This window comes from Marinifilum breve (assembly GCF_003202155.1).
Lineage (GTDB): Bacteria > Bacteroidota > Bacteroidia > Bacteroidales > Marinifilaceae > Marinifilum > Marinifilum breve.
The window spans coordinates 264,110-281,276 of sequence record NZ_QFLI01000002.1; the positions used below are offsets into that span (position 1 = coordinate 264,110).

Annotated in this window: 11 protein-coding genes; 6 read left to right on the forward strand and 5 right to left on the reverse strand. The window is 36.0% G+C overall.

The window, feature by feature from the left end:
- Nucleotides 1-101: 101 nt before the first annotated feature.
- Nucleotides 102-710 carry a hypothetical protein gene (locus DF185_RS05245; protein WP_110359685.1) on the reverse strand — a complete coding sequence of 203 codons (609 nt, stop codon included), beginning with the start codon at nt 708-710 and terminating at the stop codon, nt 102-104.
- A 109-nt stretch (nt 711-819) separates the two neighbouring features.
- On the opposite strand from DF185_RS05245, the gene DF185_RS24180 reads away from it, so the two are divergent.
- The 4 genes from DF185_RS24180 to DF185_RS05265 all read left to right on the forward strand — a co-directional run bounded on the left by DF185_RS24180 (nt 820) and on the right by DF185_RS05265 (nt 8,997).
- On the forward strand, nt 820-1,086 hold the full coding sequence (locus DF185_RS24180) for a helix-turn-helix domain-containing protein (protein WP_110359686.1): 267 nt from the start codon (nt 820-822) through the stop codon (nt 1,084-1,086).
- Nucleotides 1,087-1,553: 467 nt separating this feature from the next.
- A complete protein-coding gene (locus DF185_RS05255; RefSeq protein WP_110359687.1) occupies nt 1,554-3,104 on the forward strand; it encodes a DUF4384 domain-containing protein in 1,551 nt (516 codons plus the stop codon).
- Between the two features lie 42 nt (nt 3,105-3,146).
- On the forward strand, nt 3,147-6,056 hold the full coding sequence (locus tag DF185_RS05260; protein ID WP_110359688.1) for a caspase family protein: 2,910 nt from the start codon (nt 3,147-3,149) through the stop codon (nt 6,054-6,056).
- Nucleotides 6,057-6,108: 52 nt separating this feature from the next.
- Nucleotides 6,109-8,997: a caspase family protein gene (locus DF185_RS05265; RefSeq protein WP_110359689.1), complete on the forward strand. Its 2,889-nt coding sequence runs from the start codon at nt 6,109-6,111 to the stop codon at nt 8,995-8,997.
- Nucleotides 8,998-9,173: 176 nt separating this feature from the next.
- Here the strand turns inward: DF185_RS05265 and DF185_RS05270 are convergent, their stop codons facing one another.
- Nucleotides 9,174-10,160, reverse strand: a complete 987-nt coding sequence (locus DF185_RS05270) for a helix-turn-helix domain-containing protein (protein ID WP_110359690.1) — start codon at nt 10,158-10,160, stop codon at nt 9,174-9,176.
- Nucleotides 10,161-10,377: 217 nt separating this feature from the next.
- Between DF185_RS05270 and DF185_RS05275 the strand changes: the two genes are divergently transcribed.
- Entirely contained in the window at nt 10,378-12,717 is a 2,340-nt protein-coding gene (locus tag DF185_RS05275) for a TonB-dependent receptor (RefSeq protein WP_110359691.1), read from the forward strand.
- A gap of 39 nt (nt 12,718-12,756) precedes the next feature.
- Entirely contained in the window at nt 12,757-13,968 is a 1,212-nt protein-coding gene (locus DF185_RS05280; RefSeq protein ID WP_110359692.1) for a DUF4374 domain-containing protein, read from the forward strand.
- Nucleotides 13,969-14,156: 188 nt separating this feature from the next.
- On the opposite strand, the gene DF185_RS05285 is transcribed toward DF185_RS05280, so the two are convergent.
- From DF185_RS05285 to DF185_RS05295, 3 genes are all read right to left on the reverse strand, one after another.
- Entirely contained in the window at nt 14,157-14,627 is a 471-nt protein-coding gene (locus DF185_RS05285) for an RNA methyltransferase (protein ID WP_110359693.1), read from the reverse strand.
- Between the two features lie 61 nt (nt 14,628-14,688).
- Entirely contained in the window at nt 14,689-15,459 is a 771-nt protein-coding gene (locus DF185_RS05290; protein WP_207784587.1) for a LytR/AlgR family response regulator transcription factor, read from the reverse strand.
- Nucleotides 15,460-15,829: 370 nt separating this feature from the next.
- The gene (locus tag DF185_RS05295; RefSeq protein ID WP_110359694.1) at nt 15,830-17,161 is read right to left on the reverse strand and encodes a RagB/SusD family nutrient uptake outer membrane protein; all 1,332 of its coding nucleotides are present in this window, start codon (nt 17,159-17,161) and stop codon (nt 15,830-15,832) included.
- Between the last annotated feature and the right edge of the window lie 6 nt (nt 17,162-17,167).

The window sequence follows — 17,167 nt, forward strand, 5'->3', positions numbered from 1 at the left end:
TGTCAAAATTCTTAAAGCCAGCTTTAATATGCTTAGCATGTCACAAAACCACTCCTCAAAGAATCGATAGAAAGTGCCTTATATAGAGAGATATTCATCCTTTATTTTTCCGAAATAATACCATAGGTATAGGCATTATATCTCAATTTTTTAATATCTCCTTTTACTCTTATGGTATCGTTCAAATTCTTTTGGCTGTACACCATATCAAATTTTCCGAATAAAATATACGAGCCTTCATACTCACATTCAACTCTGGTTATCTGTAATGTTCCGCATATAGGCATGTATACGATCGATCTGGATTTATTAAGTTTCGGATCGTCTACCCATTTTATGTATTTAGAAGCAAATTCTCCAAAATTATATGTGCCCAATTCAGCTTCCAATTGATTATCCCTAATTAAACTAAATTTGATTTTCGTCGACTTTGTTGCATCAGATTGAATATCCAATCGTGTTTTGCTATTTAAAGTATCAATAACAAAATCACCATTTGCAATTACCACCTTTTCTATTGAATCATTCAAATAATAATAGATAGCTCCAGGATAAAAAACTTTAAAGCCTCCTAGCCTTTTAGAGGTACTCGCTTTAACACTTGATTTGTTTTCTGATATTTTACCTTTTACTTCACTTTTGTGTAATTCCTTATTTTGGGCACAAGATATCATCAATAATAAAACAGCTAAACATTCGAGTAATTTCATAAGGGGATTATTAAGGTTATGGTCAATGCTAAATACAGTTTTTAGTATATTATTCTTTCAAATTTAACAATTTATCTGAATAAGCAATAACTCTATAACTATTGTATAATTGGCCCAAATAATTGGACTCAATACCAAAAAGCTAAAAATGGGTTTCAAGCAGATTTTTGGCAATACCATTCATGTTCATCTTTTGGCTCATAAAATGAAACGAGCCTGCCATCTTTTGCTAAAATCAGATCTAAACATCGCCGAAGTTGGCCTGGAATGCGGATATGATAATGCTTCGCACTTTTCTACGGCCTTTAAAAAGCAATTTGGGGTGAGGCCGCTGGATTTTCGGAGGGGAAGTTGGGAGAACAAGTGTTCATTTTGAGAAAAACGTACCCTTATAGCTTAAATCATATTTAAATTACCAGATATTGTATTTAACCACTGAGATCACAGAGGAACACAGAGTGGTAATTCATATTGGTCAGTATGCTTAATTAAAAGCGGTAAGGTATTATTAAATCTGAAAATAATGAGTTAACAAGGAATAGACATATTGATCTCTCTGTGAAACACTGTGTGCTCTGTGGTCAACTTAAACGATGCTAAATTGGATTAAATGAAAGCAAGTTCAGTTCAAAAAATTCCGAATTTGACTATCCAATCAAACTCTCTCTCCAGATGCAAATAAAGCTCTCTTTTTACTTATTTATCAAAGCGAGCATTACGACTATTCTAAAGTGGATCTCAGCTATCCAAACACTTCAATTTAAACATGCTCTAAATTTAAAAACCAGCAGTTTAAGAACTTTATAAATCAGTAAATTTATGATTCATACAAAAGACTAGATTATGAATCAAAAGAATCTCAAACTGATGCGTTTCTCCTTACATATCCATCTGAAAAAAATTATGGCTTTGCTACTGCTTAACTGCAGTGCTTTTATTGTTCTTGCACAAACTCCTGATTGGATCAATTACAATTCCCGTCAACTTCAATACTCCAATGCACATTATTACACCGGATATGTAGAAAATTGCTATACAAAAAAGGAAAACCCACACGATTTTCTGGAAAAGCAGAAAGAGAAAGCTGCATCCAACCTGAGTGAAAATGTTCAGATTCGAGTAGAATCATTAACAACAAATTTGTCGCAACAGAAAAACAATGTGGTTTCATCCTATTTTAAAAATTCAATTGCAACCTACTCCAATGTTGACCTGGTGGGACTACAATATCTTACACATATCGATAAAAAAGAGAAAAAAGTATACGTACTGGCCTATATCGAAAAGCAGGCATTAAACAAATACTATCAGAAGAAATTACAGTCGGAAGTTACCAAATTGGAGAATTTAATACAGCGTGCAGAATCATTTTACGAAACTTCGAATACCAAACAAGCTCAAAATGAATACTCCAATGCATTGCTGCAGGCCAACAAATGCAATTCTGTTCAAGCATTGCTTTATGCAAGCGATACAGGTTACAGTACTACATCACAAACCGAGAGATTGATTCAATTGAATCGAAGGCTGAATCAACTATTGATAAAAATTGAATCAGGAGAAAAGCGTTCCATAAACGATTTGGCTGCCTTATTATCTGAAAAGGTCATAAAGGGAATTCCATCTCCTGCTCAATTAAAAATGAGCTATCCCACTTATGCCGATACAAAGTTCACCAGTCCTTTTGCCAAACGATTTGCCCAAGCTCTACAACAGGAATTAAGCAATAAAGGCATTGGCATTCTAGAAACCCCCGAGCATAACACTCTTTTTTTGAAAGGAACTTATTGGGAAGAGGGCGAAAACATCAGGCTATCCCTAGCTGTAAGTGATGTAAATGGCAAACTAATCTGTGCTGATGAAAATATCATGAACAAGCAATATCTAATCGATAAGCAGATTAGTTACAAAGCCGAAAACTTTAGCGATGCCTATACCCGAATGCAGCACTTCCGAAAAGATGAAATGCTCAGCGGTGACATGCTTCTCGAGCTTTGGACCAATAAAGGTGATGAGAACCTATTGTTCCAGGAAGGAGAAAGATTGAAGCTTTTTGTAAGGGTAAATACTCCCTCCTATTTGCGGGTGATTTACTACCTGGCTGATGGCTCGAAAGTATTGCTTTTGGACAACTACTACATCGATCAAAGCAAAATCAACAAGGTAGTTGAAATTCCTGATGAATTTGAATGTGCAGAACCTTTTGGCTATGAAACATTGCAATTGTCTGCACAAACCAAAGCATTCAAGTCTTTGCAAACCCAAGTTCAATACGGATACCAATTTATTACAGAAAGTACAAATGCCATAATGGCCAATACCCGAGGCTTTAAAAAAGTTAGCAGCGCGGATAAAAAAGCCGAAGTTCGATTGAACATGACAACCTATCGCTAAACCATTTTCTGGATTTAAAACCTCTCTTTTTCACAATAGACTATGAAGACAAAAACACTGTTCTGGATATTCTTATTTACTCAACTCATATTGGCTAATTTTAATGTGGCGGGCCAAAACACTACGCCTAAACTTAGATTGAACCCTGAAATGCACTTGACAAAGATAGCTCGCATAAAAATGAGTACCGATGCTCAAGGGAAATACATTCTTACCGTGGCCTGTGATAAAACTGCCAAACTGTGGGATGCAAATACAGGGAATTTAATTCGCACCTTCCGTCCTCCCATCGGCTCGGGTTTCGAAGGTTCACTCTGGGCTGGTGCAATTAGTCCCGATGGAGAAATTGTAGCTGTTGGAGGTTTTACAGGCTTAAGCTGGAATCAGTCAACTTCAATTTATATCTTCAATCGATCAACAGGCAAATTAATTCAATCTCTATCTGGCCTTAACACTGTAGTTACGGATATTGAATTTTCTCCCGATGGTAAGTTTATGGCAGCTGCACTAATGGAAAAAAGTGTGGAAATCTTCAAATCTTCCATCATTGATGGAAAAATTAAATGGAGCAAACTAAAGAGTTTGAGTGGCTATGGTCCTGAACTAATAAACAATGTAGCCTTTTCCTCTCACGGTAAACTTGCAAGTATATGTGACGATGGAAAGATTCGTCTTTACGACAAGTACTTTAACTTAATCAATGAAACCACAGGAACAGGTAATCTGCCTTACACAATATGCTTTTCACCAGACGAACAAAAAATAGCTATAGGATACATGGATATCCCAAAGTTAGATGTCTTTTCTGCAGCAAACCTAAATTTACTATATCGTCCAAGTTTAAATGAAATTGATCTTAATGATGGCGTAAGCTATGCTGTTTGTTTCTCTACAGACGGTAAGTATTTATATGGTGGTGGCATTTATCCCAAACAAACACATGGAGATTCATGGAATGTAATTCGAAGATGGGACAATGCCGGACAAGGCAGCTATACGGATTATCCGGTATCTCTTGACAATTCGGTAATGGAAATCAGAATTGCAAGAAAAGATCCAACACAATCCATTCTTTTTGGAGGTATATTCGCCCAACCCTATATAAGCAAAATGAGTTTGTCAGGTGATATACAGTATTCCAAATCAGGTAATTTTTATGATTTTATAAATTCTGATTACGATCATCTCATGATCAATGAAACTGGAGATGAAATTGCCTTTACACCAGCAAATGGATCCCCCACTTCATTTTCGCTTAAAAACCGAAGACTAGGAGAATTTGAATATTTATCGGATTATAAATCCTATTCGGATAACGAATCTGGCATATTTATTACAGATTGGGACAATACCAAACATCCTAAAATTAATGGTAAGACTACTAGTTTTCTTGGAGAACATGATACAAGCATTTCAACCGATATTGCAGACGGAGGTGAAAAGATTGTATTCGGTGGGAATACACAAATTTACTGCACCGATAAGCTTGGGCATAAAATCTGGGAAACTCCGGCACAACTAAAAAGTGCATATGCAGTAAATATCAGTGGAAACAACGAGGTAGTTGCTACTACACAAGATGGTGGAATTATTACTTGGTATAGCATGGCGGATGGAGAGCTTTTGCTCACACTATACGTGGATCCCAAAACTCAAAAATGGATTCTATTTACTCCTTCCGGACTTTTTGATTGTAGTCCCGGGGCAGAATCCCTTGCAGGATGGCACATCAATCAAGGAGCAGATCAAGAAGCGAAATTTTATCCTTTGAGTCAGTTCTACGAAAAATACTATACCCCAAATCTTGGAGCACGTATTCTTGGAGGTGAAGACATACAATTTGAGAATGTTCTGGCAGATTTAAAACTACCACCTCTGGTTGAAATTTTGACGCCTCGAAATCATGAAATTAGCACCAAGAAAGAAATTGAGATTACGGTAAAAGTCACCGACCAGGGAGGTGGAATTGATAACATTCAATTGTACCTAAACGATAAGTTGGTAGAAACCTCTCAACGCGGTTTTAAAACCGTCAAGAAAAATGGAGAATCAAAAACCAAGACTTTTCACGTTTCCTTGGTAAATGGAAAAAACAAAATTCGAGCTACTGCCTTTAACGAGCAAAGAACAGAGAGTATTCCTCACGAGATTACTGTGTTCTACGAAGGAAGTACATACAAACCCAATTTACACCTATTGGCAATTGGGATCAACCAGTACAAAAACCCACGCTACAAACTCAACTATGCTGAAGCCGATGCCAGTGGTTTTCTCAATGAGTTTAAGAAAGGATCGAGTGATGTGTTCGAGAATGTAAATATTACCTACCTAAAAAATGAGGAGGTTACTCGTACCAGTATTTTACAAGAGTTTGAAAAACTAAAGCAAACAGCCAAACCAGAAGATGTTTTTGTTTTTTACTATGCGGGACACGGGGTAATGAGCGAAGAAAAGCAATCCCAGTTCTATATTGTACCTTATGATGTTACACAGATTTACGGAAACAATGAATTGCTTCAATCAAAAGCTGTTTCGTCCAACGAATTGCAAACTTTTGCAACGAAACTAAGAGCACAAAAACAAATGTTTGTTATTGATGCTTGCCAAAGTGGTGGTATGACAGAACTGTTAGCATCTCGTGGAGCTGCCGAAGAAAAGGCCATTGCTCAATTGGCTCGAAGCACAGGAACCTATTGGTTGGCCGCAAGTAATTCGGAACAATTCGCTACAGAACTTGCAACATTGGGTCATGGTATATTCACATATGCCATATTAGAAGGTTTAAAAGGTCAGGCCGATAGTGGCTCCAAGGACAGGAAGATCACAGTGCAAGAATTGGATGGTTTTCTAAACGACAGAGTACCTGAGTTGTCAAAAAAATACAAAGGAGAATATCAGTATCCAAACAGTTATGGATATGGTCAGGACTTCCCTCTTGTAATCATTAAATAATAACGTAAATGTTCATGTATTTTGAATCAGCATTCCTTTACCCAATAAACTTATGAAGACAATAAAACTATTTTGGATTTGTTTAAGTATTTGCCTTTTCTCTCTTAATTATAATTTGATTGCACAAAGTACTGTGCCCATTTTACGATTGAATACGGAAATGCACACAGCAAAAATAAATAGGATCAGTACCGATGCAAGTGGTAAATTCTTTTTCACGGTTTCTGATGATAAAACAGCAAAATTGTGGGATGCAAAAAGTGGAGAACTAATTCGAACTTTTCGTCCTCCTATAGGTTATGGTTTCGATGGCAAACTTTATGCGGGAGCAATAAGCCCCAATGGGCAAATTGTAGTAGTTGGCGGATATACAGGAAAAAAGAATGCACATAAAAACATTTACATTTTCAATCGAGCAAACGGAAAACTTTTGCAGCGTTTACCAGGACATGAAGACGTAATTTTTGATATTGAATTTTCACCTAACAACAAATATTTTGCAGCTGCTCTTGGCAGTGGAGGCATAGTAATCTACAGGTTTGAATACTCCAAAGTGAAATCCAAATTTGTCAAGCATAAATTTCTAGATGGATACAATTCACGTTCCTATAATGTTGCCTTCTCTTCTTCCGGAAAATTTGCCAGTGTATGTTTAGATGGTAAAATTCGCCTTTACGATAAGAATTTTACCTTGATTAAAGAATGCATGGGTGCAGGCAAACGCCCTTCTTCCATCTCTTTTTCGCCTAACGATAAAAAAATAGCTGTAGGATATACAGATTCTCCCAAAGTTGAAGTTTTTTCTGCATCCGACTTAAAATTACTCTACACTCCAAAATTAGGCGAAATGAATAAGAATGGAGGGCTCGGTTATTCTGTTTGTTTTTCTGCCGATGGAAATTATTTATATGGTGGAGGTAGATATTCCAAATATATAAATGGAAAGTGGAATCATATAATCCGTCTATGGACTAATGCTGGAGAAGGGAGTTATACAGATTATCCTGCCTGTAACAATTCAATAATGGATATGAAATGCTTAGGGTCAGGCTATGATCAAGCATTATTATACGGTAGTTATCAGCCTGATCTTGGCAAGCTGGATGCCTTTGGAAATATAAACTACTCCAAAGCAGGTGAATTGAATGATTTTGCAAATTCCCAGTACAAATATTTTAAAATAAATAATACAGGAGATGAAATTTCCTTCAAGCCGAGAGGTGGAAATGTTATTTGTTTTTCAGTTAGGAACAGAAAACTTACAACTGATGAAAATCAATCTGATTTAAACCTCTATACTGACAAACAATCAGGCACTTTAGTTACTGAATGGCAAGATTCTTATCAACCTAAAATAAATGGCAAGTTGACTCAACTGCTCAAAAAATATGAAAGGTGTCGTTCAACGGACATTTCTAATAGAGGCGATAAAATCGTTTTAGGAGCTAGTTGGTATATTTACTGCACAGATATTTTAGGAAATAAACTTTGGGAAGCTCCAACACAAGGTGCGGCATGGTCTGTTAACATTAGTCAAAATGATAAAGTTATTGCTTCCACGCAAGAAAATGGACTCATAAACTGGTATAATATGCAAAATGGAGAACTCTTACTAAGTCTCTTAGTCCATCCCAAATCACAAGAATGGATAATGTATACTCCATCAGGTCTATTTGACTGTAGTGCTGGGGCTGAATCTCTTGCGGGATGGCACATCAATCAAGGTCCTGATAAGGAGGCCAAGTTTTACCCCTTGAGTCAATTCTACGAAAAGTACTACACTCCAAATCTTGGGGCACGAATTCTTGGTGGTGAGAATATCAATATGGGTAATGATTTATTGGCCAATATGAAGCTTCCTCCTCTTGTGGAAATCCTAAGTCCGAAAAATGCTCTTGAAAGCAATAGTAAAAAGATCCAGGTTTCAGTGAAGATTACAGATCAAGGAGGTGGTGTTGATAATGTTCAACTGTATTTAAATGACAAATTAATAGAGGTTTCTCATCTGGATTTTAAATCAGCAGATACCAATGCACAGTCAGTAACAAAGACCTTTGATATTGCCTTAGTACATGGAGCAAACCGAATTCGTGCGACTGCTTTTAACAAGCAAAGAACGGAAAGTATTCCACATGAGATTACTGCTTTCCATGAAGGAAGCATTCATAAAACCAACATACACTTATTGGCTATTGGTGTTAATGAATATAAGAACCCACGCTATCAGCTTAACTATGCAGAAGCGGATGCATCAAGCTTTCTCAACGAAGTAAAAAATGGTTGTAATGGTGTATATGAAAATATTAGCATTACTTATATCAAAAATGAAGAGGCAACCAGAACAAGAATTATACAAGAATTTGAAAGATTAAAAAGTACTGCTCAACAGGAAGATGTATTCATATTCTACTATGCAGGACATGGTGTAATGAGCGAAGAAAGTAAATCGCAGTTCTACATAGTACCCTATGATGTTACACAAATGTATGGCAACATAGCAATGCTTCAATCAAAAGGCATTTCTGCCAATGAATTAAAAACCTTTTCAACAGAATTGAAAGCACAAAAACAATTGTTTGTCATTGATGCTTGTCAGAGTGGTGGTATGACTGAGCTTTTGGCATCGAGAGGTGCTGCTAAAGAAAAAGCCATTGCTCAACTGGCAAGAAGTACAGGAACCTATTGGATCACTGCCAGTAAATCGGAACAATTTGCCAGTGAATTTGCATCACTGGGCCACGGTATTTTTACCTACGCAATATTACAAGGTTTAAAAGGTGATGCTGATGGCGGAACAAAAGACAAAAAGATCACGGTGAAAGAATTAAGTAGATTCTTAAATGATAAAGTTCCTGAACTATCAGAAAAATACAAAGGAGATGCTCAATATCCTACTACATATGTATATGGACAGGATTTTCCAATTGTAATCATTAAGTAATAGTTGTAAGCATGCTAAGTATCATATTCATTGGAGATGCTTAGCATGTTATCGCTTCCAAAAATCATTCTGCCATAAAATCCTAAGAATAAGAGAATTCTATCATTCGATATAAATTCTTGAAATTATCCACCAAATATGTATATCTAAAAGACAGGGACATAATGCATGCAAAATTAAACCGCTTCTCTATACTTTCTCGGTGTAACACCAAACCTCCTTTTAAAGGCAGTTGTGAAGTGCGATGAATATTCGTAACCGCAATCCAAAGCAATTTCGAATATGGTTCTTTCAGTATCTAAAAGTAACTGACGAGCCATAATCATTTTGTGTTCGAACAAACAGCCATATATGGTTTGCTGATATACTTCCTTAAAGGCATACTTTAACTTTTTTTCATCCATGCCAATCATTTTTGAAAGGCTGCTAATACTTGGTGGATTCGCAATATCTGATAGCAACAAATGTTTGGCTTCATGTATTTTATCCAAATCTCTTTTTTTAGAACAGTGCATTTGATCTGTTTTCGTATCCTTACTACTAAAGTTGTTTATTTGTAGCGCTATTAATTCCAAAACCTTCGATTCGGTATACAAATCACGAACACTTCCCATGGTGTATGCATTGTGAATTTGCGAGATGGCCAAATTCATTTCGGCCGTGGTAGATAAATGTTTATCCTGTAGGCAATAATCATGCTTGTAATTAAATTCATTATAGATATTGCCCAACAAATCAGGATATCTATTGACCAATTCTTCCAAATATTCCGTATCGAAAGTAATGCCAAAGCTACGAAATAGGTCGTTTTTAGCATAGGTTGATTGCCATGAGATATCTTCAGGAAAAGTCCATATGTTATTTTTACCTTCCCAAAGCTTGTCATCATGCTTGCCACCTGCAATTGAGCTTTTTATGTTCCCATCCAAAATAAAATACAAAGCAAAAACCGGGGCAATACTGGTCGTTTTGACCTTCAATTCATTCCTAGCTAGTATTTCTATGTCAGATAAAACAAATCCTCTTTTATACTCATTACAGAAGGCAAGTTTGCCAAGTTTATCATTTTCGAGACATACTTCACTTGAATTACTGTGTAATATATTCTCCTGCAACAAAAAATTTTGTTCTTTATCACTAGTAATTTCCAGACTATAATTCATTCCACCTTAAATTAAATTATTTCCCCTTTTTATTAAACATTTCAATTCTTGACCCAATCTATATTTGCGGTAATTATTCCTAGCCCAAATAGATTTGATAAATCTAGTTTTTATGATGTGAAGCTACAATCCTCTATTATGGTGAAATGCATCATGTACCAATGATGAATTCTAGCATGGGAAAGGAATGCAAATAAACTTTTAATGAATTAAACAAATGAAAAAACTTATAATATTAATGTGGCTAATTGTCTTGCAATTGCATGTGATCGCATCCAATACAGGCAAGATATCGGGACGAGTATTTGATGCTAAATCCGGAACTTCTATCGTTGGGGCAAACATTGTTATCAAATCACTAAATATAGGTACAACCAGCAATAAGGATGGTTATTTTTTACTCTCGGATATCCCTTCAGGAAACTACGAAGTAATGGTTTCTTGCTTAAGTTATGTCACTTTTACAAAAAAGCTAAGCATTAAGCCAAATCAAACGATAAACCTAAATGTAAAACTAAAAGAATCCAGCGAGAGCTTAGGCGAAGTAACTGTTCTTGGTAAGTCACATGCCAGGCAATTGCAGGAAAGAGCCATGCCTGTTTCTGTGATTACTATGAACGAAATTCAAGGCACGGTTAGTGATATTAACGATGTTTTATCCAAGACTTCAGGTATTAAAATCCGAGCAACCGGAGGAGTTGGATCTGCCAGTAAAATATCAGTAAGAGGCCTGGAAGGAAAACGAATTGGTATTTTTCTTGACGACTCTCCTATTGGTGATCAATCAGACTTTGTTGGAATAAATGATATTCCTATTGATTTGATTGAAAGAATAGAAATTTACAAAGGAATTGTTCCTGCAAAATTAGGTGCTTCTTCAATAGGCGGAGCGGTTAATATTATTCTTAAAGAATACCCTCCAAAGTATATGGACGCAAGTTATTGCATACAATCATTTAACACTCACAAAATTACCGGTGTATATAAAAGAAACAACTTAGATAAAGGCTTTGAATATGGTATTGGGGGATTCTATACCTATTCTGATAACGATTATACAATGACCACCCCAAAAGAGTATGGAAGTAGAATCGTTAAAAGAGATCACGACAAATTTAAGAAGTTTGTTGTAGGAGGAGGAGTAACTTTTAGCAAATGGTGGTTCGACGAAGTAGAAATTGAGCCAGCCCTAATAATTACCGATAAAGAAATTCAAGGAATTGAAAATAACATTCAGGAAGCAAAAACTTTTGCCGATGCATATGTTCTTAATTGTAAAAACAAGAAAAAAGACTTTTTAATTTCCGGACTAGATTTAATTTTTAACAATACTTATTCATACACAATATTTAGGCATAAAGATGCTGCCTTAAATCGTTATAACTGGGATGGAAGCACAGCAGTACCTGTTTCTAATTATGGTGGAGAAATTGGATCCCATGCCAATGATTCTCGCATGCAAAAGCATACATTTCTTCAGAGAACCAATCTTAACTATATTCTTAACAACACTTGCAGTATAAACTTAAACTCTCAATACTATTACGTAAAGGGAATTCCTGTAGATAAATTAAAAGACAAAGTGGTAGGTCACAAAACCAACTTCAATTCAAAAATGAACAGTTGGATATCAGGACTAACATTTGAGTACAACTCGATAAATAAAAAATTTACCAATGCCATGGCAGTTAGATACTACTCATATAACATGAATAGTATTTTAGGTGATCACTTCAATTCACAAACTCGAAAGAACATTGATATTCATAAAACTGATTGGGGCTTTAGTAACGGAATCCGTTACAGATTTACTCCTCATTTTCTAGGTAAGTTATCAGCATCATACGATGTACGTTTGCCTGCAGAGAATGAACTTCTTGGAGATGGTTTTATAATTACTCCTGCAGTTAATCTTGTTCCTGAACGTAACACCAGTCTTAACCTAGGTTTTATGTACGATATGTCAAAATCGAATCAGCACAAATTTCAGGTAGAATTAAATGGTTTTTACATGCATCTGGAAAATATGATTCGCTACACTGCAGGCCCATTGCAAGGACTTTACACCAACTTTGGCGAGATGAAAACTCTGGGTATAGAAGGAGAAATTAAATGGGATGCAACCAATTACTTTTATTTATGGGGCAATGCTACATATCAGGACATTACCGATTCAAGAAAATATGATCCTGGTTCAGCTGCTCCTAACCCAACCAAAGGGAAACGAATGCCAAATATTCCCTGGTTGTTTGCCAATGCCGGATTCGAATTTCATAAAGAGAATTTTTTTGGTGGGACAGAACAAAACACAAGACTATTTGGCGACTGCTCTTTTGTAGAAGAATATTTCTATGATTTTGAAGTGAGTGATTATCAGGAAAGGAAAATTCCAAGAGCAATAACCTTTAATATGGGATTAGAGCATAGTTTAAAGAGCAACAGTATTTTTTTAAGCTTACAGATTAATAATATTACCGACGAAGAGGTAATCTCAGAATTTAACAGACCACTACCAGGCAGAAACTTTGGAGCAAAAATCAGATACGTCTGGAAATAATAAGAACAAAAATCTATTTAAAATTAAAATTATAGAAAAATGATCAGAGAAACGAAATTACTAACATTGGCGCTATGCAGCTTCTTTATAAGCTCTTGTAGTAGTGATGATGACAATGTAGAATCAATTATCACCAAAAACGACGTATTAATATCGAGTATATTACCCAATCCTGATGGACAATCGGGAAGCGAATATATGCAATTGATAAATGGGATTGAACCAGCAAGTTATACCAATAAAAAAGCCTTACCTGTTGGGTATGGCTATCCTCCAACAATCATTGGTAATGATATTTTTTTGCTGCCAGGATGGTCTATGTCAAATAATTTATTTATAAAATACACAAAGTCTAATGGTGAACTAAATAAAATTTCTTCTATGGTTCTGCCCGATCAATCGGGGGCTAATGCAATAGTTACCAAAGGTAATAAAGCATATATCTCTTTATCTAAACTGGGAAAAATATTAATTGTTAATCATGAAAAAATGGAAAAGATAGCTGAAATAGATATCACTAGCTATGCTATCGGTGATAAAAACCCAGATCCTTCACAAATGATTATCAGAGATAACTTATTGTATGTAGGGCTAAATCAGTTGGTAGGAGGACCTACTCCCGATCCGAAACGAGCTAAAGTAGATGTATTAATTATTGATACCAATAATGATAAACCTATAAAAATGATAACAGAAGAAAAATCGGGATTCTCTATGCCAACTAAACCCGAAGCAGATCCTAACAGCATTTTTATGGATGAACATGGTGATATTTATATCAACTGCATATCGGGTTTTGGAATGATTGGTCACAAGTCTGGATTCTTACGAATTAAAAATGGCGAAACGGAATTTGACGACTCATATCAATTTGATATTACAAATACAAATGTAGAAGGAGAAGAAAAGCAAGCTAATTACATTGTAATGCTTAAATACAAAGAAAAAGGTATTGTTTATGCAAGCGGCCAATTTAATGCTTACTATAGCGACCCGGTTAACTACATTAAAGACAGAACCATAATGGCATTAAAAATTGACTTAAATACCAAAACAATTAAAAAATTACCCTTGCCTAGTTCAAACAATTTTTCAACAGGTGTGAGCTTTTATAAGGATTTAGTAATTTATGGACTTGCAACAACAAAGGATATAGGATTTTATACATATGATCCTATTAACAATAAAGCAAGTGACAATGCAGTTATTAAAACTGAAGGTTATCCGTATTCGTTTGAATATATTAATTAGCATAACTTTGTGAATAATCACTTTTAGGTGGGATGCAAAAGAAAATATGCTGAACTTTTCATCCCTCCTATTTAATTGACTATCAAAATATGTTCTCAAAGAGCACCTATCGTCCTAATGCAAAACATTAGAATTACCCAGTAACAAATGTGCAGCTTCTTCGAAATACTAAGCGTGTCGAACTAATGTTAATACATGGTCTGCCCAAACTTAGCCTTCAGGTTTCTATCATACATGATGATGCTACCGGCAACCGATACGTTTACACTTAGGCGAGTATCGAATTTTACCAGATGGTGCGATTTTTCGATGGCAGTTTTGGTTAAGCCATTGTCTTCCGCTCCCAACAAGTATACACAACGACGTGGATGCTTGAACTCTTCCAGATTCACGGCTTTGTCATCCAACTCCACTCCTACCAGAACAGCTCCCTTTGGTAGATGTGCATAGAAATCATCGAAATTGTCGTAATGAAAATATGGCATGGCTCCTGTGGCTTTGTGCGTATCGCAAGCTTGCTTTGCATAGCGTTTACCAACGGTAAAAATAAAGCTGGCGCCCATATTCTGAGCCGATCGCCATAACACCCCTAAATTCTCAGGTGTTTTTCCATTCTGTATTCCAATTCCAAAAAATCCTTGCTCTAATGTATCTATCATTTGTACTTTAAATTACTTGCAGTAAATCAATATTGGCTTCATCTTTCAATTCAAGCTGTGATTATCCGTTTAACCACTTCTTAAAATCGTTATTTCTATCTTGACTCACTATGGCATCAATGCATTCAGCCTGATCAGGCTTCAGGTTCAATTTGATTCTTGTCTTCGAGTAATAATGCATGTCGATAATCGAGGCATAACTCACCATAAACTTTCGATTGATGCGAAAGAATCTTTTGGGATCTAATTTGCCCTCTAAAGATGATAAGGTGCCATCACACAGGTAACGATGCCCATCGAAACCAAAAAGGTAAAGAGATTTTCCATCGGCCATAAAATAGGCAATTTTATCTACCTCAAGAGAACACAAGCGATCGCCAAGACTTACCATGAAGCGCTCCTGGTATGCATTTCCAGCCACCAAATGGTTTAAAGATTGCTGCAAAGAAGACAAATCAACAGTTTCCTTGTTTTGATATCTCTTCTCGAATTTCTGCAATGCCATTTCCAAATCATCCGGATCAATTGGCTTTAGCAGGTAATCCACACTGTTTTGCTTAAAAGCCTGTATGGCATACTGATCGTAAGCTGTGGTAAAAATTATGGGACTATCAACACTTATTTTATCGAAAATGCCAAAACTATTGCCATCGCCCAGATGAATGTCCATAAAAATCAAATCAGGTTTGTGTGAAGCAAGGTGTTTCACCGATTCCTTAACATTCTCTAAACGTGCTGTAATTTGAATTTTGTTTGGACGTAGGCTAAGAAGCATCTTCTCCAACTCTCGTGCGGCCAACTGCTCATCCTCTATAATTACTACTTCTATCATCTCCTATTGATTTTTACGACTCTCTTTATACACAAATATGAAAACTATATTGATTAGTTACAGATGAATCTCACATAGCTTTTTCAAGTTTAGTTTTTCCCTTGTAAGGGAAAATCCCAATAGGGAAAAGGGTGAATTGGTAAAAATATAAATAAATGCACCCCTCTGGCTGTCGCCTCCACGAAAGCTTTCGGGATCCCCTAAAAAGGGAGAGTTCCAAAATAAAACTAATGCATATCTATTTCCTATATTCTAAAAATAAATTTGCTTATAGTGTATTCGCTTTTTGAAGGCGCCAATTTACAAAAGAAAAGGGGCATTCCGCAATGGAATGCCCCAATTTTTGATTCAAATGATATGCTAATCGGTCCTAATCTCTCAAATTAGGATTATTGTCTATCGCTTCCTGAGGGAAACGCAATGTATATCGAGGATCGTTCTTTATAAGAGTTGCTGATTCACCCTTGTATGTATGAACGATTTCTTCCTGTGTTGTTCTTCTTAAATCGAACCAACGGTGACCTTCGAAAGCCAACTCTCGGAAACGTTCAGCTGCAATCTCAGCAATTAAATCTGCTTTATTCAATGCATTGATTCTTGTTTCTTCAGTAGTATAGAAATCCGTTGTCAATCGTTTTGCTTTAAGCTGATTCAAATAATCCTTCGCGTCATCCAATTCATCCAAACGAGCCTTACATTCTGCTAAAATCAAATACAATTCAGCAGTACGGAAAGTACATTTCGAAGCCAGCTCAATCCCTTTATTAATGGCAAATTCTTCGCCATCTGCCTCAAAATACAAGGCAAAACGCAAATCATTGCTTTGATCAAATGCAGCCTTCATTTCTTCTGAAATATAAGTAGCACTACGTAAATCACTATTCACATTAGCATCCATGGCAAGAATGCTTTCCACAGCATCGTACATGTGTGGTGCTTTTGAATTATCAGCTACCAAATCCTGCAAATCTGATTTTAGTTTTAAAGCCTCCAAAGCACTTTCCTGAGCTTTTGCATATTCAGCCATGTACAAATATACTCTAGACTGAAATGCCAATGCAGCCACCTTGCTAAATCTATAGTTCAAACCAGTTTCATAAGTATCCACTTTCAATTTAGAAAGACCATCTGCAATATCAGATTGAATTTGCTCATATACTTCAGCAACTGTATTTGGGATGTATTCAGCTTCGGTATCAATTGTCAGAGAAAGAGGAATTCCACGATCTGTAGCAGCGCTTGCTTTCTGATAAGGCTTTCCAAACATGTTTACCAGGTTAAAATGAATATAAGCTCTTAAAAGATATGCCTCTCCTAAAATCTGGTCAATCTCTTCCTGTGTCGCTTCCGTTGCACCATCACCTTCTGCAATCACATGATTGGCATACATGATTACTTTGTAAAAAATATCATAAGTATAGGTAATTGTATTATCAGCAGGATTGGCATCGTTCCACATGTAAATATCCTTTACATTGGATAAATCATATCTGCTTTCATTTAATTTTACTTCGTCGGTACGAAAAGCCAACTTCGCTTTATCAGCAGGAAGTGCATTATAAGCACTGCTTAAAAGATCTCTAAAATCTTCTCCTGTAGTTGGAATCACTCTATCCTTTGGCTTTACATCCAAATAATCATCACAGGCAGAGAATGATACTACTGCCAGCAATAAAAATAAATATTTATTAAATTTTCTCATTTCTCT